Origin of the sequence: Holdemanella sp. DFI.5.55, assembly GCF_020593575.1 — a bacterium.
GTDB lineage: Bacteria > Bacillota_I > Bacilli_A > Erysipelotrichales > Erysipelotrichaceae > Holdemanella > Holdemanella hominis.
Map to the genome: position 1 here is coordinate 1 of NZ_JAJDMK010000026.1, position 20387 is coordinate 20387.

32 protein-coding genes, 1 pseudogene and 1 riboswitch are annotated in these 20387 nt (G+C 36.0%); of the genes and pseudogenes, 3 read left to right on the forward strand and 30 right to left on the reverse strand.

What is annotated here, in order from left to right:
* From rpmJ to LJE08_RS06915, 28 genes are all read right to left on the reverse strand, one after another.
* Positions 1-51: 50S ribosomal protein L36 (gene rpmJ / locus LJE08_RS15285; protein ID WP_217256559.1), on the reverse strand; the 51-nt coding region annotated here is incomplete at its 3' end.
* Between the two features lie 134 nt (positions 52-185).
* Positions 186-836, reverse strand: a complete 651-nt coding sequence (locus LJE08_RS06785; RefSeq protein WP_227402776.1) for an adenylate kinase — start codon at positions 834-836, stop codon at positions 186-188.
* Positions 837-855: 19 nt separating this feature from the next.
* The gene (gene secY, locus LJE08_RS06790; protein ID WP_118114948.1) at positions 856-2151 is read right to left on the reverse strand and encodes a preprotein translocase subunit SecY; all 1296 of its coding nucleotides are present in this window, start codon (positions 2149-2151) and stop codon (positions 856-858) included.
* Position 2152: 1 nt separating this feature from the next.
* Positions 2153-2590 (reverse strand): 50S ribosomal protein L15, encoded by a 438-nt coding sequence (rplO, locus tag LJE08_RS06795; protein ID WP_117572744.1) that lies wholly within the window; start codon positions 2588-2590, stop codon positions 2153-2155.
* Between the two features lie 15 nt (positions 2591-2605).
* A complete protein-coding gene (rpsE, locus tag LJE08_RS06800) occupies positions 2606-3115 on the reverse strand; it encodes a 30S ribosomal protein S5 (RefSeq protein ID WP_117572743.1) in 510 nt (169 codons plus the stop codon).
* Between the two features lie 11 nt (positions 3116-3126).
* Positions 3127-3483: a 50S ribosomal protein L18 gene (gene rplR / locus LJE08_RS06805; protein WP_003864828.1), complete on the reverse strand. Its 357-nt coding sequence runs from the start codon at positions 3481-3483 to the stop codon at positions 3127-3129.
* 21 nt (positions 3484-3504) lie between these two features.
* Entirely contained in the window at positions 3505-4050 is a 546-nt protein-coding gene (gene rplF / locus LJE08_RS06810) for a 50S ribosomal protein L6 (RefSeq protein ID WP_117924992.1), read from the reverse strand.
* Between the two features lie 25 nt (positions 4051-4075).
* Positions 4076-4471 (reverse strand): 30S ribosomal protein S8, encoded by a 396-nt coding sequence (gene rpsH, locus LJE08_RS06815; RefSeq protein ID WP_117572739.1) that lies wholly within the window; start codon positions 4469-4471, stop codon positions 4076-4078.
* A gap of 15 nt (positions 4472-4486) precedes the next feature.
* On the reverse strand, positions 4487-4672 hold the full coding sequence (locus LJE08_RS06820) for a type Z 30S ribosomal protein S14 (protein WP_003864831.1): 186 nt from the start codon (positions 4670-4672) through the stop codon (positions 4487-4489).
* A gap of 13 nt (positions 4673-4685) precedes the next feature.
* Positions 4686-5225 (reverse strand): 50S ribosomal protein L5, encoded by a 540-nt coding sequence (gene rplE, locus LJE08_RS06825; protein WP_003864832.1) that lies wholly within the window; start codon positions 5223-5225, stop codon positions 4686-4688.
* An 11-nt stretch (positions 5226-5236) separates the two neighbouring features.
* A complete protein-coding gene (gene rplX / locus LJE08_RS06830) occupies positions 5237-5557 on the reverse strand; it encodes a 50S ribosomal protein L24 (protein ID WP_117924990.1) in 321 nt (106 codons plus the stop codon).
* Positions 5558-5570: 13 nt separating this feature from the next.
* Entirely contained in the window at positions 5571-5939 is a 369-nt protein-coding gene (gene rplN, locus LJE08_RS06835) for a 50S ribosomal protein L14 (RefSeq protein ID WP_003864834.1), read from the reverse strand.
* An 18-nt stretch (positions 5940-5957) separates the two neighbouring features.
* Entirely contained in the window at positions 5958-6215 is a 258-nt protein-coding gene (gene rpsQ / locus LJE08_RS06840) for a 30S ribosomal protein S17 (RefSeq protein ID WP_117572735.1), read from the reverse strand.
* Between the two features lie 13 nt (positions 6216-6228).
* Entirely contained in the window at positions 6229-6429 is a 201-nt protein-coding gene (gene rpmC, locus LJE08_RS06845; protein WP_003864836.1) for a 50S ribosomal protein L29, read from the reverse strand.
* On the reverse strand, positions 6429-6845 hold the full coding sequence (gene rplP, locus LJE08_RS06850; RefSeq protein WP_003864837.1) for a 50S ribosomal protein L16: 417 nt from the start codon (positions 6843-6845) through the stop codon (positions 6429-6431). Before rplP ends, rpmC begins: the two co-directional genes overlap by 1 nt.
* A complete protein-coding gene (gene rpsC, locus LJE08_RS06855) occupies positions 6845-7657 on the reverse strand; it encodes a 30S ribosomal protein S3 (protein ID WP_117924988.1) in 813 nt (270 codons plus the stop codon). The genes rplP and rpsC overlap by 1 nt, the downstream gene beginning before the upstream one ends.
* A gap of 10 nt (positions 7658-7667) precedes the next feature.
* Positions 7668-8003 carry a 50S ribosomal protein L22 gene (gene rplV / locus LJE08_RS06860; RefSeq protein ID WP_117572731.1) on the reverse strand — a complete coding sequence of 112 codons (336 nt, stop codon included), beginning with the start codon at positions 8001-8003 and terminating at the stop codon, positions 7668-7670.
* A gap of 14 nt (positions 8004-8017) precedes the next feature.
* Entirely contained in the window at positions 8018-8293 is a 276-nt protein-coding gene (gene rpsS, locus LJE08_RS06865) for a 30S ribosomal protein S19 (protein ID WP_117572729.1), read from the reverse strand.
* Between the two features lie 18 nt (positions 8294-8311).
* Positions 8312-9145, reverse strand: a complete 834-nt coding sequence (rplB, locus tag LJE08_RS06870; protein WP_117924986.1) for a 50S ribosomal protein L2 — start codon at positions 9143-9145, stop codon at positions 8312-8314.
* Positions 9146-9203: 58 nt separating this feature from the next.
* Positions 9204-9497: a 50S ribosomal protein L23 gene (rplW, locus tag LJE08_RS06875; RefSeq protein WP_003864842.1), complete on the reverse strand. Its 294-nt coding sequence runs from the start codon at positions 9495-9497 to the stop codon at positions 9204-9206.
* A complete protein-coding gene (rplD, locus tag LJE08_RS06880; protein WP_117572723.1) occupies positions 9497-10126 on the reverse strand; it encodes a 50S ribosomal protein L4 in 630 nt (209 codons plus the stop codon). The genes rplW and rplD overlap by 1 nt, the downstream gene beginning before the upstream one ends.
* The gene (rplC, locus tag LJE08_RS06885; protein ID WP_117925007.1) at positions 10126-10818 is read right to left on the reverse strand and encodes a 50S ribosomal protein L3; all 693 of its coding nucleotides are present in this window, start codon (positions 10816-10818) and stop codon (positions 10126-10128) included. The genes rplD and rplC overlap by 1 nt, the downstream gene beginning before the upstream one ends.
* A gap of 14 nt (positions 10819-10832) precedes the next feature.
* Positions 10833-11144 (reverse strand): 30S ribosomal protein S10, encoded by a 312-nt coding sequence (rpsJ, locus tag LJE08_RS06890; protein WP_003864845.1) that lies wholly within the window; start codon positions 11142-11144, stop codon positions 10833-10835.
* 333 nt (positions 11145-11477) lie between these two features.
* Positions 11478-12341, reverse strand: coding sequence for a proline iminopeptidase (gene pepI / locus LJE08_RS06895; RefSeq protein WP_227402777.1), 864 nt, complete (start codon positions 12339-12341; stop codon positions 11478-11480).
* Positions 12342-12346: 5 nt separating this feature from the next.
* Positions 12347-12601 (reverse strand): hypothetical protein, encoded by a 255-nt coding sequence (locus LJE08_RS06900; protein ID WP_147346773.1) that lies wholly within the window; start codon positions 12599-12601, stop codon positions 12347-12349.
* Positions 12602-12761: 160 nt separating this feature from the next.
* Positions 12762-13556 (reverse strand): glycoside hydrolase family 25 protein, encoded by a 795-nt coding sequence (locus LJE08_RS06905; RefSeq protein WP_227402778.1) that lies wholly within the window; start codon positions 13554-13556, stop codon positions 12762-12764.
* A complete protein-coding gene (locus tag LJE08_RS06910; RefSeq protein ID WP_227402779.1) occupies positions 13553-14440 on the reverse strand; it encodes a Gfo/Idh/MocA family protein in 888 nt (295 codons plus the stop codon). Before LJE08_RS06910 ends, LJE08_RS06905 begins: the two co-directional genes overlap by 4 nt.
* Positions 14441-14576: 136 nt before the next feature.
* Positions 14577-15716 carry a GDSL-type esterase/lipase family protein gene (locus LJE08_RS06915; RefSeq protein ID WP_227402780.1) on the reverse strand — a complete coding sequence of 380 codons (1140 nt, stop codon included), beginning with the start codon at positions 15714-15716 and terminating at the stop codon, positions 14577-14579.
* A gap of 137 nt (positions 15717-15853) precedes the next feature.
* Between LJE08_RS06915 and LJE08_RS06920 the strand changes: the two genes are divergently transcribed.
* Positions 15854-16618 carry a bifunctional 2-polyprenyl-6-hydroxyphenol methylase/3-demethylubiquinol 3-O-methyltransferase UbiG gene (locus LJE08_RS06920; protein ID WP_186998852.1) on the forward strand — a complete coding sequence of 255 codons (765 nt, stop codon included), beginning with the start codon at positions 15854-15856 and terminating at the stop codon, positions 16616-16618.
* A 22-nt stretch (positions 16619-16640) separates the two neighbouring features.
* On the opposite strand, the gene LJE08_RS06925 is transcribed toward LJE08_RS06920, so the two are convergent.
* Together LJE08_RS06925 and LJE08_RS06930 are read right to left on the reverse strand one after the other, a co-directional pair.
* Complete coding sequence (locus tag LJE08_RS06925; protein WP_227402781.1) at positions 16641-16943, reverse strand: AzlD domain-containing protein; 303 nt, start codon at positions 16941-16943, stop codon at positions 16641-16643.
* A 412-nt stretch (positions 16944-17355) separates the two neighbouring features.
* Positions 17356-17619 (reverse strand): AzlC family ABC transporter permease, encoded by a 264-nt coding sequence (locus LJE08_RS06930; RefSeq protein ID WP_227402782.1) that lies wholly within the window; start codon positions 17617-17619, stop codon positions 17356-17358.
* Between the two features lie 121 nt (positions 17620-17740).
* Here LJE08_RS06930 and LJE08_RS06935 point away from each other — a divergent pair.
* Positions 17741-18610, forward strand: a pseudogene (locus LJE08_RS06935) (LysR family transcriptional regulator).
* Positions 18611-18679: 69 nt separating this feature from the next.
* Positions 18680-18846, forward strand: a riboswitch (M-box (ykoK) riboswitch).
* A 118-nt stretch (positions 18847-18964) separates the two neighbouring features.
* Complete coding sequence (gene mgtE / locus LJE08_RS06940) at positions 18965-20305, forward strand: magnesium transporter (protein ID WP_217256499.1); 1341 nt, start codon at positions 18965-18967, stop codon at positions 20303-20305.
* Positions 20306-20387 lie beyond the last annotated feature (82 nt).

Here is a 20387-nt window from a genome sequence, read left to right on the forward strand (position 1 = left end):
AATTACTCGACACTTGTCGCAGATTGGTTTAACAGATGGTCTTACTTTCATCTTTCTTCCTCCTACGTAATGATTCACGTATTTTAATGGCCCTGCTAAAATGCGTATGTGTACATGCGGATTTTAACAGAAACGTGAATGTATAAATCGCAAGCAAAGTTGCGCTTATATATTATAAGCGCAACTTACTTGTTTTTCAAGGCTTCTTTTAATTCTGGCCAAATTTCTTCCATAGATTTTGACGCATCAATTTTTGAAACCATATTTTTTTCTTCATAATATGCGATTACTGGTTCAGTATTCTTTGCATATTCATCTAAACGAACCTTTAAGCTTTCTTCGTTGTCATCTTTACGTTGTGTTAATTCACCACCGCAAACATCACATACACCATCAAGTTTTGTTGGTTTTGAATAGATGTTGTAGATTTCTCCACAATTTTTACAAGTACGACGACCTGTAATACGACGAGTTAATTCGTCAAATGGAACATCCATATAAACAATTTTTTCAACTGCTAAATCTGTTCCATTTGTCATTTCTTCAAAAGCTTTTGCCTGAGCCAAAGTTCTTGGATATCCATCTAATAAATATCCGTTCTTTTTATCTTCCAAAGTGTTTAAGTAATCCTTAACCATTTTGTTTGTGATTTCATCAGGTACTAATAAACCTTTTTCAGAATATGCTTTTGCTTGTAGACCCAATTCAGTTCCACCAGCAATATTTGCACGGAAAATATCTCCTGTAGAAATATGATTCAAATTGAATTTTTCTTTGATCTTAGTAGAGAATGTTCCCTTACCAGAACCAGGAGCTCCCATAATAAATATATTCATATCTATTCTCCTGAAGATCTTAGTCTTCGTAATATTTCTTGTAAGATTTTTGAGTAATCAATCCTTGTACTTGACGTACTGTTTCAATAGCAACACCAACAACGATAATCATTCCTGTTCCACCCAAAGCCATTGAGCTTGGAAGATCAGGCCAAATTAATGGCATGACATGTGGCATAACAGCAATAAATGCTAAAGCAACAGATCCTAATACTGTAATTCTTGATAAAACACGGTTAATATAGTCTTTTGTTTCCGAACCTGGTCGAACACTAGGAATATATGATCCGGATTTACCCAAGTTTTCAGCAACTTTTTCTGGATTAATTTGCATCTTCGTATAGAAGAATGTAAAGAATAAAATCAATAATACATAAATTACAAGTGAATACCATGTTTGCAATCCTAACCATTTTTGCATTTCTTTAATGAAATCATTTGATGGAAAGAATGATGCAATTTGAATTGGTGCCATCATCAATGAACTAGCAAAGATGACCGGAATAACACTTGCTGAATTGACTTTCAATGGCAAGTAGTTTGCTTCACTTGGTTTACTCAATGAAATTGAACTTGATGTATATTGAATTGGAATTCTTCTTTCCGCTGTATTAATCAACGTAACAAAGATAATAATTAATAAGTATATTAATATATACGCAGCAAATAACCAAGCTCCATAGGAAGGCGCAGACTCACCTGAAATTAAGCTTGACCATGCACTAGAGAATTGTTGCGGCATACGCCCAACAATACCAGCCATAATTACCATGGAAATACCATTTCCAATACCTTTCATGGAAATTTGGTCTCCAATCCACACTAAAAACATGCTTCCTGCTGCAAATATTGTTGCAATATATAAAATCTTACTGATTGTAACACCGCCGACAATCAAACCTGTATATGCTTTTGAAAAACCATATACTAATGAGAATGATTGCACAAAGGCAAACACGACCGCAAGATATCTTGTGTACTTGTCTAATGTTTTACGACCATTAGCCCCTGCTTTACTCAACTCTGTTAAGTGAGGAATAACGTCCATACTTAATAACTGAATAATGATAGAAGCTGTGATATAGGGAGTAACTCCTAAAGCGAAGACAGAGAACTGTTCAAGTCCTCCACCTCCTAATAGATTTAACATTGCGAACAATGAGTTTTCCCCAAGACCATTTACTAAATCTGTTGTATTTACATCAGGTACAGTAATGGCTGATCCCAAACGATAGACAAGAAAGGCAAATAGGGTGAATAGAATCCTATTGCGGATATCCTTATTCGTCCACATTGCCTTTATCTTGCCTGCCATATTATAGAACCTCTACTTTTCCGCCTGCTTTTTCAATTGCTTCTTTAGCTGACTTAGAGAACTTAACTGCTTCAACAGTTAATTTTTTAGTTAACTCACCGTTACCTAAAACTTTAAGTCCAGAAAGTTCTTTATTAATAATACCAGCTTCAATTAAAGCTGCTGCATTAACAGTTGCTCCATCTTCGAAACGATTTAATGTTTCAACGTTAACGATAGCATATTCTTTACGGTTGAAGTTAGTGAATCCACGTTTTGGTAAACGTCTTGCTAATGGTGTTTGACCACCTTCAAAACCTAAGCGAACTCCTCCACCTGATCTTGATTTTTGACCTTTTTGTCCACGACCGCTAGTTTTCCCGTTCCCGCTTCCAGGTCCACGACCAACACGGTTACGTTCTGTGCGAGTTTCGGCTAAATTCATTGTATGTAATTTCATCTGATTTACCTCCTATTACCCGCGAATTTCTTCTGGCTTCTTACCACGAAGCGCAGCAACGCTTTCTACAGTTCTTAAGTTCTGTAATGCATCAACTGTTGCACGAACAACGTTGATTTTTGTACGTGATCCTAAACATTTAGTTAAGATATCAGAGATACCTGCAAGTTCAAGGATTGCACGAGTTGCACCACCAGCGATAACACCAGTACCTTCGATAGCTGGACGCATGTATACAGATCCTGCACCATATCTACCAGTGATTTCGTGAGGGATTGTTGTACCGATTACTGGTACTGTGAAGATGTTTTTCTTAGCATCTTCAACGGCTTTTTTGATTGCATCAGGAACTTCGTTAGCTTTTCCTGTACCAATACCTACACGGCCTTTACGATCTCCAACTACAACTAACGCAGCAAAGCGGAAACGACGTCCACCTTTAACTACCTTAGTTACACGGTTGATTGAGATTACTTGTTCTTCAAATTCTTTTTGGTCTCTTTTTGGTTTTCTATCCATTGCCATTGTGCGACCTCCTAAAATTCCAAGCCAGCTTCACGAGCTGCTTCTGCTAAAGCTTGTACACGACCAGCGTAAACATATCCACCACGGTCAAATACAACCTCTTTAATATTCTTTTCTAGTGCGCGCTTAGCAATTTCAGTTCCTACCAAACGAGCTGCTTCCACGTTTCCACCATTTTCTAATTTCATGTCAACACTTGAAGCACTGACCAATGTGTTTTGGTTAACATCATCAATGATTTGAACATGGATATGTGCGTTACTTCTGAATACGCATAAACGTGGGCATTCTGGAGTTCCGCTAATTTTTGTACGTACACGTTTGTGACGACGTACACGAGTTTCATTACGTGATACTTTAGTAAACATTTTTGATCTCCTTTCCCACTACTATTTCTTACCTGCTGTTTTACCTTCCTTACGACGGATGATTTCACCAACATAGCGAATACCTTTTCCTTTGTAAGGTTCTGGTCTACGAACAGCACGAATATTTGCTGCAAATTCACCAACTTCTTGTTTATCGATACCTGCAACTTTGATAGTTGTAGCAGTTGGACAAGTTACTTCTAAGCCTTCTTTAACTGGCATCTCAACTTGGTGAGAATATCCAACGTTTAAAGTTAATACGTTTCCTTTCATTGCTGTACGGAATCCGATACCAACTAATTCTAAGTCTTTAGTGAATCCTTCAGATACACCAACTACCATGTTGTATAACAAAGCACGAGTTGTTCCGTGTAATTGTTTTGTGTGTTTTTCGTCATTTGGACGTTTTACAGTGACAACATTATCTTCTACGTGGATTTCCATCAAAGAAGAGAATGTACGTGTTAAAGAACCCTTAGGTCCTTTAACAGTCACCTCATTCCCAGCAGCTACTTCAATAGTAACTCCTGCAGGAACGGTAATCAGTTTATTCCCGATACGTGACATTACGTTTTATCCTCCTATATATTTATTACCAAACGTAAGCAATAACTTCTCCACCTAAGTGGTTCTTTCTTGCTTCTTTGTCAGTCATCATTCCATTGCTTGTAGAAATGATTGCGATACCTAATCCGTTTAATACGCTAGGTAAGTTTTCAACCTTAGCATAAACACGAAGACCAGGTTTAGAAATACGACGTAAACCGCTGATAACTTTTTCATTGTTAGGTCCGTATTTCAATTCGATATTCAAAGTTTTCTTAACATCGCCTTCAACGTTGAAGTCTACGATGAAACCTTCGTTTTTCAAAATTTGAGCAATTGCTTTCTTTTCATTGCTCGCTGGCATACTGACAGAGGCATGCTTTTGTTGCAAAGCATTGCGGATTCTAGTCAGCATATCCGCAATAGGATCAGTCATAATCATATGCAATATACCTCCTTACCAACTAGCCTTTTTAACTCCAGGAATTTGACCTTTGTAAGCCAATTCACGGAAGCAAATACGACATAATTTGTACTTTCTTAATACAGAGTGTGGACGACCACAACGTTCACAACGAGTGTACTCACGAACTTTAAATTTTTGAGGACGCTGTTGTTTGTTAATCATTGATTTCTTTGCCATTTAAAAGCTCCTCCTACTTTTTGAAAGGCATACCCATTTGAGTTAATAATGCCTTTGCTTCTTCGTTTGTTTTCGCTGATGTAACGATTACGATGTCCATACCACGAGTACGGTCTACTTTATCGAAATCAATTTCAGGGAAAATGATTTGTTCTTTAATACCTAATGTATAGTTTCCACGACCATCGAAGCTAGTATCGCTAACTCCACGGAAGTCACGTACACGAGGTAATGAAATGTTGAATAGCTTATCTAAGAATTCATACATTTTTTCTTTACGTAAAGTAACTTTACATCCAATTGGCATACCTTCACGTAATTTGAAGTTCGCAATTGATTTTTTAGCCTTTGTTACAACTGGAGCTTGACCAGTAATAGCTGTTAATTCTTCAACAGCTTCGTCTAATAATTTAGCGTTAGTGATAGCATCACCTACACCAATATTAATAACTACTTTTTCAACGTGAGGTACTTCCATGACAGATTTGTATTCGAAATCTTTCATCATTTGAGGGACAACTACGTTTTTATATTTTTCTTGTAAACGATTCATCTTCTACCCTCCTACTTCACTTCGTTACCGCTCTTTTTGAAGACGCGTGTTTTTACATTTTTACCATCTACAACTTCAACTTTTGTTGTAATACGGCTAGCAACTTTTGCTTTTTCATCATAAAGCATTACATTTGAAACGTGGATTTTAGCTTCTTTTTCAACAATTCCACCTTCTGGATTTGCTTGAGTTGGTTTCAAGTGTTTTTTTACCATGTTAACACCTTCAACGACAACTCTGTCTTCCTTAGGGAATACAGCTTTTACTTCACCGATTGTGCCTTTGTAAGCACCTGTAATAACTTTTACTTTATCACCTTTTTTAATTCTCACTTAGACACACCTCCTATAATACTTCTGGCGCAAGAGATACGATCTTCATGAAGTCTTTATCACGTAATTCACGAGCAACTGGACCGAAGATACGAGTTCCCTTTGGCGTCTTGTCATCTTTAATGATTACACATGCGTTATCATCAAATTTGATGTAAGTTCCGTTTTCACGACGAACACCACGACGTGTACGTACGATTACGGCTTTAACTACATCACCTTTTTTTACGGATCCACCAGGAGTAGCCTGTTTAACAGCACATACAACGACATCACCGATGTTTGCAAATTTTCTTACGCTACCACCTAAACAACGGATAACTAAAACTTCTTTAGCTCCAGTGTTGTCAGCAACGCGCATACGACTTTCGTTTTGAATCATTGCTTTCTCCTCCTAGTATTAACCACGAGCCTTTTCAACGATTTCAACTAAACGGAAACGTTTTGTAGCAGATAATGGACGAGTTTCCATAATTACTACTTTATCTCCGATACGTGCTTCGTTGTTTTCATCGTGAGCTTTAAATTTCTTAGAATATTTAACACGTTTTCCATATAATGGGTGTGTTTTTTTAGTTTCTACCATAACTGTGATAGTTTTGTCCATTTTATCAGACACAACTGTACCACGGTATACTTTACGAGCGTTTCTTTCCATAGATACGTCCTCCCTACTCTTGGCCAGCGTTTTCACGCTCTGTCAATACAGTTTTAATACGAGCAATTGTTTTCTTTACAGTTTTTAAACGAGCTGTATTTTCTAACTGTCCTGTGGCTTGCTGGAAACGAAGGTTAAAAAGTTCATCTTTAAGCGTATCGATTTCCTGAAGAAGCTCTTCATTTGTTTTTTCGCGGATTTCTTTAGCTAACATTACTTCACTTCTCCTTTTCTAGCAAAACGAGTCTTAACTGGTAATTTGTGAGCAGCAAGACGTAAAGCTTCACGAGCTACTTCTTCACTTACTCCACCAACTTCGAACATTACACGTCCCGGTTGAACTACTGCTACCCATCCTTCAGGAGCACCTTTACCAGAACCCATACGAACCTCTAGAGGCTTTTTAGTACGCGCCATGTGAGGGAAAATACGAATCCAAACATTTCCTCCACGTTTCATATAACGTGTCATAGCAATACGAGCTGCTTCAATTTGACGGTTACTTACATAGTTTCCTGATTCAGCAACCAATCCATATTCACCAAAGTCAATAGTACGACCTGCCTTTGAACGACCTTCGTAGCTCAAACGGTGAGGACGACGATACTTTGTACGTTTAGGCATTAACATTATTCGTTACCTCCTTTTTCTGCAGGTGCTGCAGCTTTAGCAGCATCTTTAGGGGCACGGTTTGAACGAGCATCTGGACGACGACGTCCTTTTCCTTTACGCATTGGGCGTTGTTTTGGAGCTTCTGGTTCTTTAACCATTTCACCAGGTAATACTTCACCACGGCAGATCCAAACTTTTACACCTAAACGACCATATTGAGTCGCCGCTTCTTCCCAAGCATAGTCAATATCACTACGAAGTGTATGTAAAGGAACAACTCCTTCTGAATATCCTTCAGTACGTGCCATATCAGCTCCACCAAGACGTCCAGATACAGCAGTTTTGATACCTTTTGCACCAGCACGCATAGTGTTTTGAATAGCTTTTTTCTGAGTTGCACGGAAAGATTTACGTCCTTCCAATTCGTTAGCAATCCAACGAGCTACTAAACGAGCATCTAAATTAGGATTAGCAACTTCTACAACGTTAATTTGTACGTTCTTTGCAGAAGCGATTTTTGAAACTTGTTTTTTCAATCCTTCGATTGATTTTCCATCTTGACCGATTACTACACCAGGGTGTGCAGTACGGATGATAACTGTCATACGACCCTTAGTACGTTCGATTTCGATACGAGAGATTTGAGGGTCTGCCTTACGTTTGTCGACAGCTTCGTTTGATAATTTAACGTAGTATGCTTCAACCAATTCACGAATCTTAACATCTTCCAATAATAATGTTCCGAATTCTTTATCGTCAGCGTACCATCTTGATTGCCAGTCACGAATGACTCCGACACGCATTCCAATTGGACTTACTTTCTGTCCCATAGCTTACCTCCTACTCTTTTTCAGCCACTACAACTGTAATGTGGCTTGTACGTTTGTGAATAGCACTCGCACTACCTTTCGCACGAGGCATGAAGCGTTTCAAAGTAATTCCTTCGTCGGCCCAGCAAGCCTTCACATATAACTTGCTTTCATCCAAATCGTTATTGTTAACTGCGTTAGCAACAGCTGAGTGCAATACTTTACCAACAAGGTATCCACCTTTGTTAGGTAAGAATTTCAAAATAGCAGCTGCTTCTTCTACGTCTTTTCCACGGATCAAGTCTAAGACTAGTCTTGCTTTACGAGGTTGAATACGTAGAGTTTTTGCGGTAGCTTTTACTTCCATTTCTTCTCCTCCTACTATCTAGATTTCTTATCATCTGATCCATGACCAGTGTATTTACGTGTTGGAACGAATTCACCTAATTTGTGTCCAACCATGTCTTCTGTTACATAAACAGGAACATGTTCCTTACCGTTATAAACGGCAAATGTGTGTTCAACAAATTGAGGGAAGATTGTAGAACGACGGCTCCAAGTTTTAATAACTTCTTTTTTTTCAGCTTCGTTTAATGCAACAACCTTTTTCATCAAATGGTCATCACAGAAAGGTCCTTTTTTCAAACTACGACTCATTGTATCTTACCTCCTTGCCTACTTACCATTACGACGACGTACAATTAATTTTGTACTAGCCTTCTTGTTACGACGAGTTTTAACACCCAATGCTTTTTTACCCCAAGGAGTCATTGGTGATTTACGTCCGATAGGAGTACGTCCTTCACCACCACCATGAGGGTGATCATTAGGGTTCATTACAGAACCACGAACAGTTGGGCGAATACCTCTCCAACGGTTACGTCCTGCTTTACCATAGTTAACTAAGCTGTAATCTTCATTACCAACTGTACCTACAGTAGCACGGCAATTAGCCAATACTTTACGAACTTCACCAGAAGCTAAACGTAAAGTTACATATTTTTCTTCAATACCTAAGATCTGAGCTGAACATCCAGCACTACGAGCCATCTGTCCACCTTTACCAGGTTTCAATTCAACGTTGTGAATGAATGTACCTTCAGGCATGTTTTTCATTTCGCAGCAGTTACCAATTTTGATATCTGTTTCTGCTCCTGATACAACTGTCATACCAACCTTCAAATCTTTTGGAGCGATGATATAACGTTTTTCACCATCAGCATAGTTTAACAATGCAATGTTTGCTGAACGGTTTGGATCGTACTCGATTGTAGCAACACGTGCAGGCACGTTGTCTTTGTTACGTTTGAAATCGATGATACGGTAAGTTCTTTTGTGACCAGAACCTTGGTGACGTGTAGTAATACGTCCTGTGTTGTTTCTTCCACCTTTAGATTTCAATGGAGCTAACAAACTTTTTTCTGGTTTAGATGCTGTGATTTCATCTTTAGCCAAAGTTGTCATTCCACGACGTCCAGGTGTCATTGGTTTATACTTCTTAATTGGCATAAACTTAATTTTCCTCCTTATCGCAATATTTATTCAGGAAATAGCGTCTTCTCCCTGATTATTCTTCAGAACCGAACAATTCGATTGTTTGTCCTTCTTTAATTTTTACAATAGCTTTGTGTACAGCGCTTGTTTTTCCAACATAACGACCTACACGTTTTGTTTTTGGTTTGCAGTTCATTGTATTTACTTTTACAACTTCTACATTGAATGCAGCTTCAACAGCTTTAGCAATTTCAATTTTGCTAACACCCTTAACTACTTCAAAAGTTACTTTGTTATCTTCAGCCATCATCTTCATAGTTGCTTCAGTGATGATTGGGCGGATAATTACGTCTCTGTAATCTTTCATTATGCCAATGCCTCCTCAACTTGTTTTACGGCAGCGCTTGTCATAACAACTTTGTTTGCATTTACTAAATCGTAAGTGTTGATTGCAGAAGCAGACATTACTGTAGCTCCAGCAATATTACGTGCTGATAAGTAAACGTTTGTTGCATCTTCGCTATCTGCAACAACAAACAATGTTTTCTTAGGCGCTTGGATAGCTTCAATAATTGAAACAAATGTTTTTGTTTTTGGTTCAGCAATTTCAAATTTATCCAAAACGCTGAATGCTGTTTCTTGAACTTTTTCGCTCAATGCAGATTTAACTGCTAAACGGCGAACTTTTTTGTTAATGCGGTATGCATAGTTACGTGGAGTAGCTCCGAATACAGTTCCACCACCTCTAAATTGAGTAGCACGGATAGAACCTTGACGAGCACGTCCCGTACCTTTTTGACGGTAAGGCTTGCGTCCACCACCAGAAACTTCGCTACGACCCTTAGTGTCAGCAGTTCCTTGACGACGGCTTGCCATTTGCATCACTAATGCATCATACATAGCCTGTTGGTGTGGTTCAATTCCGAAAACAGCATCGTTCAATTCGATTGAACCAACAACTGCACCAGCTTGGTTAATTACGTCGATAGTAGCCATTATTGAACCTCCTTATTTACAGTATAGTCAACTAAAGTAACAGGTTCTTTATCTCCCTTGCTAGTTTTAGCAGTACGTACCATTACGCAACCTTTTCTAGGTCCAGGAACGTTACCTTTAATTAACATATAGTTGTTTTCTGTATCAACCTTAATAACTGTCAAGTTTTGATTTGTAGTAGTATATCCACCTTCTTGACCAGCCATGATAGTACCCTTCATAATACGTCCTTGACGTGAAGTAATACCGTTTGTAGCTAATGAACCGATGTGACGAATGTTCTTAGATCCACCGTGAGTCTTTGGACCTTGGTGAGCATTGTTACGAACGATTGTACCGTTGTAACCTTTACCTTTACTTGTACCGATTACATCTACTGTTTCTCCTGCAGCAAAGATATCAACGTTAACTAAATCTCCAACGTTTACGTCCATGTCGCAGTCGCGCACTTCCTTAATGAAACGCTTTGGACTTGTATTTGCTTTTTTACAGTGTCCGATGTTTGCTTTAGTTGTGCGTTTTTCTTTGATTTCTTCAAATCCTAATTGAACTGCGTTGTAACCATCTGTTTCAACTGTCTTCTTTTGTAAAACAACGTTTGGTGTTACTTCAACTACAGTTACCGGAATCAATACACCATCTTCAGTGAAGACTTGTGTCATTCCTAATTTTCTTCCTAATAGTCCTTTCATCATTGACACCTCCATTAAAGTTTAATTTCGATGTCGACACCGCTAGGAAGTTCAAGTCTTTGTAAAGAATCAATCGTTTCCTTGTTTGGTGCAACAATCTCAATCAAACGCTTGTGCGTACGAATTTCAAATTGTTCACGTGAATCTTTGTATTTGTGAACCGCACGAAGAATTGTTACTACCTGTTTTTCTGTAGGTAACGGAACTGGTCCTACAACCTTTTTAGCTCCGTGTTTTGTCGCAGCTTCGACAATTTTCTTTGCACTATCATCTAAGATTCTGTGCTCATACGCCTTTAAGCGAATTCTCATAGTATTTTTTGCCATGTTTAACTCCTTTCGTTTATTCTAGATAAACATGCTCCATGCGAATTACCTGGCCACACCCATGACAACGGTTCTCAGTGGGTCAGCAACCTCGCACTTCATTGCAAGCTCCTGTATTCTAACACATATATTTCATGCATTCAACCCCTAAATTAAAAAAATTAATAATTCTTTTAAATCCCTTATTTATCGTGTTTTAAAACGTTTTGTTTTTTATTTTTTTAACTGTTTCCAAAAAATAACTGTGACAACTGATATCAGTGGGTCTCAAATATTGTTTTAATTAATAAAAATACACCTATTTTTTCAAAACATGTAAAAAAGCATCTGTTTTTAATCAACAGACGCTAACCAATCCTCTAAATTGTGACAATATGTATCATGATCATCCACAAAACACATATGACGACATTCTGGCATTAAATGCCATTTTGCATTTTTAATTCCATCATACATAGTTTTGGCAACTAATGGCGTACACAAATCATTCGTTCCACTTATTATTAGTGCCGGAGCTTGAATTTCGTTCAATCGATTTGTATACTCAAAATCCTTCAAAGTTCCAAGCGGCGTATATTCATTAGGTCCCCAGCCAATTAAATAGGCACGAGTCCCAGTTTTCTTTTCTCTTTTAACACATTCTGGCGTATCTTCATCAAATGGCCCTGCACAATGAAGCTGCATATAATGCTCATTAGCCAATTGATATTGATCAGATTCATAGTCTTCACTTAAAATTGCTCGTTGCTCATCATCCGACATAAATGAAATCATACGATGTTGCTCTTTATCCCATAGTGACGCTGAAGATAATGTACTCGAAAGAATCAAAGACTTCAATCTCGTGCTTTTCTTTTCAATCGCATAGGCAATTGCTAACATACCACCCCAGGATTGTCCCAACAAATGACAAGATTCAATATTTAAATACTCCATCAACGCTTCAAGTTCTTCCATCCACGTATCTTGATTCCACAATTCATCATGACCTTCTACAAATGATTTACCACAGCCAAGTTGATCGTACATAATCACTTTTCTTCCCGTCTTGGCAATACAATCCAACACTTCAAAATAATTATGAGTTGACCCTGGTCCTCCATGTAAACAAATCAATGGAGTCTTATCCCCTCCATCCACAATACGATAGTATGTTTTAAAGCCCTTAAACGGCATATATCCATCATTTATTTCCATTTTAATCACCATTCACTTATTCCATCATTATATTCACTGCAACAATCTATCCAATATTCCTTATTAACACGAATTGTATCCGTGAATTCTTCATAATCTTCTTTTGATAATCGATAAAACTTTTTAAGACTTGCGATTATTGACTTAACTGTATCCTGTGTGACCCACATACACTTACGTATGAAAAAGTATCCAAAGAAATCACGTAAGTATTCATCCTTACAACCATTTTCCATAGTTAAAGCATCTTCTCTCAACAAAAAACCGTTTAAATAAAAATCTACATTTCCATAATGACGCTTTATTGTTTTATCAACAAATCCCTTTTTTGAAAGTACATCTACAAATCCTTCAATATACTTTGTGTTAATTTTGCAAATTTCATCGCATTACTTTTCGAATTTCTCAAAATCTATCATATCATTTCTTTTGTAGATATATATTCATATCTACATCTCCTTCTATTCCATTCACTTGACCTTTATTTGAATATTGCCATATATCAAATTTATCCTCCATCGGGCAACTTGTTGTATAACTCGCTAGCCAAATCGGATATTTTGATATTCTTTCAAAATCATAATTTTGATATAACCAAGTCATATTTCCATATATCATTGGTTGATATCCAGCTTCTTTGATCTTTTTACAAAACCGTAGGGCCAGCTTCGTTCTTTGTTCTAGAGACAAATCATCAATTCTTCCACCCTGATCAAATTCTTCCATATCATAAACAACCGGCATTTGAATCTTATATCCCTTAATTTTATTCAACACTAAATCTACTTCTTCATCAATCTCTTCAGCCGAAATTGCACTCGAGAAAAAATAAGCACCTACCTTAAGATGATTCTGAATAGCTTGTTGAATATTTGTATTAAAATATTCATCTTCATGTAAGATTCCCTCTTGGGCACCACGATAACCTATCCTTAACATCGCAAACTCAATTCCATCCGTCTTTACTGCTGCCCAGTCAACAGCTCCATTATGGCTTGATACATCAATTCCAGTGGATACCTTATACAAAGAATCTTTATATGTCATTAATCCATTTTCCAAAGAAAATAAATTTAAATCATAATAGCTCTTTTCTTCTATTACCGATTCTTCTTGTGTAAACAACATGTAAATCACATAAACACTACCACTCACAATTAAAATAGGAATCAATATAAGAATTAAAATTCTACTTAATTTAACTTTTCTTCTCATACCCCAATGACCTTAAGAATTTCTAAGCTTGCATTTCTTGGCATAATAGGACTTTCAATCAAACCACTCTCTATACAAGTACATGCATGTTCGATTTCACCAGTAAAATCCGATTTCTGTTCTACCACAATCTTTTTATCATTCATTACAAGTTCTGTATTCTTCCAAAAATTCTTACAAGTAACGCTACCCTTTGTACCATATATATGAGCTGTATTTTCCATATCCACATCCCAACTTGTTGCGATATGTGCCACGCACCCATTTTCATATTCAATCAAAGCTTCATCCTGAAATCGAGATACTTTCAATATTGAGCTATTCGCCATTCTATTTGCATAACAAATAGGGTAAACCCCAATATCAAACATACATCCAGATCCTGGCTGGTTAAAATGCCAGTCTGAAATTGTTTCTGTCAGTTTTGTTGCATATTGAGCATCCATTGATTTTATTTCACCAATTTCTTCATTTGAAATCATTTCAAATAATTTTTGATTTAATGGTGTGAAAACCGTTTTATGGGCTTCCATTAAAAAGCAGTTTTGTTGGTGTGCATAATCAAAGCATGCATGTAATTCTTCACTAGATACACACATTGGTTTTTCGCAAACTACATGTTTATGATTTGCCAATGCCAGCTGAATATGTTTGGCATGCAAATAATTTGGCGTACAAATATATATCATATCTATATTTGTATCCTGCAACATCTTCTCATAGTTATCGTAAGCTTTTTTTGCCCCATACTCCTCTTTATAAGCATCCGCTTTTTCTATACTAGAAGAACATACTGCATATAGATTCGCATTACGTGAAAACAAAACACCTTGTATTACGCGACGGCTAATACCACCTAAGCCATAAACTCCAATTTGTACCATTCTATTCACCTTCTTTTTAAGATTACTTTAAGCTCTTCTCCTTATTCTATATATAGAAATAAGCAGTTACCTCATTTACTCACTATACTTATCTCTTTCTGCCTATTTCTTTCATATATGACAAACGTCCATGGAATTACTCCATGGACATCTTATTGTATGCAGTTTTTGCCATTTGCACATATCCCTCATCACTTGGATGTAAGTGATCTCCACTATCAAATGCATCTTGCATTTTATGTCCATCGCAAATATCTTTATCAAAATCAATCACGCCATCAATTTCATCCGTTGTACGAATCCATTCATTGACTTCATTACGCAAGTTCTCTCTAAAATATGCATAAGTACGCCAACCTTCAATCGGAATCAACGTCCCAATATAGACTTTCATTCCTAATGATTGCGCGTGCTTTACATATTTTCTTAAACCCTCAATCAATTCCTGACTTGACGGAAGATCTTGCCATGGTCTAAATTCATTCTTTTCAACACCGACTGGATGAATAATATCATTTATTCCTTGCAGAATAATTAAAGTATCACTTCCAGCCACATGCATCTCGTGACCAAATCGATAATCTCCTTTTAACCCATATGCTTCATACTGTACACAAGAATATTGTCTTAAAATACGTGTACCACTAACGGCTTTTCGAACTACAGACACTTTTTTATTATTTTCCCACATTAACTTCTGTAAATAATCAGGCCAATCCTGCGAAGTAATAGAATCACCATAACAAGTAATAACTTTATATTCCGGTTCTGTCAAAACAGCCACTTCGCTTAAGAAAAACACCCATGGGGTCTTCATGCTTGAAGCATGATCCATAATACCTGCATGAGAGAAATCACCTTCTCCAAAATAACCCGAACTTAATGGTCCTTGTGTATATACGCCACAACGTAAGTGGGTGAATTCTTTTAAATAGAAACTAATTGCGATTGTTTCTTGTTCATGCACTTTAAAATCCAATGGATCGCTGTAACATTGTTCTCCCACATCAAGATGAAGTCCTTTTGAACCATTAAAGGTAATATCCACAATGGATGTTGAATCTAAATCACGTCCACTAATAACTCGTCCAATTGTGATTGAATCAAAGACCACGCCTTCTTTTCCTGTAAAGTTATCTAAACAAATACGTATCTTATCCCCTTTGAATGTCGATTTCATAGGATAACGCAATGTGATATTCTTTGCGTATTGACTAGGCTTATGTGTCACAATCGACATTGCCTGTCCATATATCGCCTTAAATTCTTTTTCCATAGTTGACCTCCAAATTATTTATTATCTATTTCTACATTCATAAAACACATGTTTTTATCCACAAATAATCATACATGAAACGTTGCAAAAATCCAAACATATACCTTATTATATAAAAGAAGTTGAGGAAATAATGCATGAGTAAATTAGAAAATTATTACGGTAAATTTTGTGAAGACAAAAGATTACTATCAAGACACGGTCAAGTAGAATATACAACAAGCATGAAATACATTCATAAATATTTAAAGTCTGAAGATCGCATATTGGATATTGGAGCCGGAACCGGCAGGTATAGCGTTGCCTTAAGTAATGAAGGATATCAAGTCGATGCGATTGAACTTGTTAAATATAATCTTGGTGTTTTAAAAGCTAAAAAAAGCAATGTGAAAGCCTATCAAGGAACCGCTTTAGATTTATCAAGATATCAAGATAACACTTTTGACATCACCCTATTATTTGGACCTATGTACCACTTATTTAGTTATGAAGATAAATTAAAAGCATTATCCGAAGCTAAACGCGTTACAAAAAAAGATGGAATTATTTTTGTAGCTTATGTTATGAATGAATATAGCGTCTTAGTCCACGGCTTTCGAGATGGACACATCAAGGAATCATTAGCAGCAAAAAAACTCGATGAAACATTTCAAACGCAGACAAATATAGATGATTTATATAGTTACATTCGTCTAGATACAATCAATCAATTAAATAAAGAGATAGGTTTAGAACGAATCCAAATTATTGCCGCTGATGGTCCAAGCGATTATATGCGTCCTATCTTAAACAAGATGGATGATGAAACATTTGAATTGTTCATCAAATATCATCTTGCCACATGTGAAAGACAAGAGCTAATTGGTGCAAGTTCACATACAATAGATATACTAAAAAAATAATGTCACTTTTGTGACATTATTTTCATATTATATATTCCATTGTTAAAACGACTAAACAACATGCAATGGATACTTGAAATAAGCCTTTATCTTTCCAAGCCAACATAATTCCAACTATTAGCGCTGCAAGTCCTGCTAACTGAGAATTAGTTTCATATAATATAGTAGGAAAGGTCATCACAGCCAAAGTCACATAAGGAATATAATATAGAAATGACTGAACATATATATTGGTAATGGGTTTATTAAAAAGTGTTAACGGCAAGACACGAATCAAATATGTGACAACCGTCATTGTAGCTACATACATCATTAGATTAGACATTTTCTTCTTTCTTTCTAGATTTTATAATGGCCGCTGCCATTGAAATTATGATTATTAATAAAGTGGTTCTTGTTCCACCTGAGATTGTCACATCCTTACAAATGTAACTCAATAAGAAACTTATAATAATGAGTAGTCCAATCACACGATCTTTTTTACCTGAGGAATACTAATAGCCAAAAAAATACCATATAACGCAACACTTAAACTCGCTACAATTTTTGTAGGAAGACTATTGCCAGCAACTATTCCCGATGCAGTTCCTAGTGCCCAACATGGAAGTGCCACCAAATATGTACCATATATATTTATGATTCACTTTCCCTTCGTGATTGATTGCCAAGCCAAATAATTCATCTGTTAAATCAAAACCAATACACATCCTATGAAGCAGATTCGTTTTTTCTTCGATTTATTGACTGAGCACAAAGCTCATTAAGAAATATCGAGCATTACTGACTAAAGTCATGATAACCATCTGAATGAAAGTACCATGTGTACTAATCATTAAAAAGACAGCATATTCTCCTACCGATGCAATTATGAATAGGCTAGTCAAAAAACCTTGTATTGGTGATAAGCCTACATTTTTTGCGATGATTCCTAATGAGAAAGAAACCGCAAAGTATCCCATTCCTACCGGAATACTATCTTTGATTCCTTTTTTAAACTCCATAATCTCACTCCTTATTTCTATGCATTATAAGAATCGAATTGTTATTTGTAAATCAAATATTTATAATACTTCCATAAGAAAATGTGATAGATATGAATCTAACAAAATATGATATTTTTTCATAGTATTAGAAACAAAAAAAATTAGTCAAGTTGCTAAAGATCTTGGCTTTTCACAAAGTGCAGTTTCTCAAACAATAAAATCTTTAGAAGAAGAATTAGAAACCACTTTATTCATTCGACAAAAACGTGGTGTCATTCTTAGTAAAGATGGACATGCATATATTCCCTATTTAAAATCTGTTCAGGCAAGCCTTGATAATCTTCGTACTAAAAAGCAGGAAATGAAAGGGGTGGACCAAGTCACATTAAGAATTGGTACATTCACAAGTGTATCTCGACATCTTTTGCCTTCATTAATGGAAAAATTCATTGAAATGTATCCAAACATACAATTTGAACTGTATCAAAGTGAATACACAAATATTGAACAACAATTATTAGAAGGAAGTCTTGATTTAGGATTCACTTGTATTGATGCCATCCAGCGAGTTCAATATCAAGAATTGTATTATGATGAAATGTTTGCGTTGGTGCCACAAAGTCATGTGTTAGCTAATTATTAAGTATTAAGCATGAAACAAATCGCAAAATACCCTTTCATTCAATTAGATGAGGGGGAATATTCTTTGCCAATAAAAACATTCCAAAATCTAGGATTACATGTACAGATTAAACACAAAGTATATGATGAATTTACTATTTTAGCTATGATACGACAGAATTTAGGTATTTCTATACTTTATCAAAACGCTTTGAGCGACTATGATGATTTGTGTTTGATTCCAATACAAGAAAATCTATTTCGTCATGTTGGATTCGCCTATAATAATTACGATACTTTATCTTATGCAAGTAAGACATTTCTAGATTTCATTCTTAGAAAGACACCAGAAATTCTTAAAAATAAGGATAGTTTTCATATTATTTAAATTTAACATAGTTTTTATACTGTTAAGGTTGACTCACTTACTAATTTATATTATTCTTTTCACGTACATAAAGATATACGGTAGGTGAGGTTACCGCAGGGATTTGGATTTCCTAAGATTACTGCCGCAAAGTTGTGGAGACACAACTCGTTGGTCAGCAGGCTAAGTCGCAAAGGCTTGGCTTAATGTAATTAATATGCCCTGTGATACTAAAGCTTGAACGGTGATACTTAGGTTAATGACGTCATTGTTTAGGCAATGGCGTTTTCTTTATATAAGGAGGTGAGGCTTGTATGTGTACGGATCCGGATGGGAATAGTTTGAATTATTTAAAGAAAGCAGAGGTACATAATTATGATGAACAAAGAAGAATTCATTCAATTACTACAAGACAAAAAATACAAAACTGCACAAAATATACTTTCCGAAATGAACGATATGGATACAGCTGCCTTTTTAGAAGAGTTAGATGCGAAAGAATGTGCTTTGGCATTCCGTTTAATTTCTAAAGAAAAAGCTGCCAATGTATTCTCATGCATGAGTTCGAAGATGCAGACATATCTGGTAGACATGTTTTCAGAAACTGAATTAAAAGAACTATTAGATGATCTTTATATGGATGATACAGTAGATATGTTAGAGGATCTACCTGCAAACTTAGTAACGCGTATTTTGAAAAACTTAGATTCAAATAAGCGTTCAACCATCAACAAACTTTTAAAATATCCTGAGGACAGTGCCGGTTCAATCATGACGACTGAATATGTCACATTGAAAAAAACAATGACTGTAAAACAGGCCATGAACCATATTAAAGATATTGGTATTCATAAGGAAACTATTTATACTTGTTATGTCACAGAAAATAAAAAATTGATTGGTATTGTGACAGCTAAAAGCTTAATGACGAGTGATGATGATGAAAATATCACAAATCTAATGAATACGAACATTATTTCTGTACACACTCATACAGATCAGGAGCAGGTTGCTCACTTATTTAGAAAATATGACTTGATTGCGATGCCCGTACTTGATAGTGATGGATGTCTTGTTGGTATTGTTACATTTGACGATGCCATGGATGTTATGGTTGATGAAACCAACGAAGATATTTCTCGTATGGCTGCCATGGAACCCAATGAAAAAACATATTTTGAAACTACGGTTTGGCAACAAGCAAAACACCGTATCTTATGGCTACTTGTCTTAATGTTTTCTGCCACAATCACAGGAAGTATTATCACCCGATATGAAAATGCCTTCAGCGCCGTACCATTACTAGTATCTTTTATTCCAATGTTGATGGATACAGGTGGAAACTGTGGATCACAGAGTTCAACTTTGATTATTCGTGGTTTAGCTTTGGGAGAAATTCATTTTAAAGAAATTTTTAAAGTTATGTTTAAAGAATTTAGAATTTCACTTGTTGTTGGATTTATTTTGGCTGCAGCTAATGGTTTACGTATTTTCATTCAATACCAAAACTTTAATATTGCAATTGTCATTGCCCTTTCATTAATGATTGTTGTTATTGTTGCAAAATTAATTGGTTGTATTCTTCCATTATTTGCAAATAAGATTGGTGTAGATCCAGCTATTATGGCCAGTCCATTAATCACAACAATTGTAGATACTTGCTCTATTCTAGTTTATTTCAATATTGCAGTACATGTTTTTAATATCGTAGTTTAAGAGATGAGAAATCATCTCTTTTTTTCATAGCACGAAAAAAAGAACCTCAATTGAGATTCTTTTATCGAAAAATATAATTATT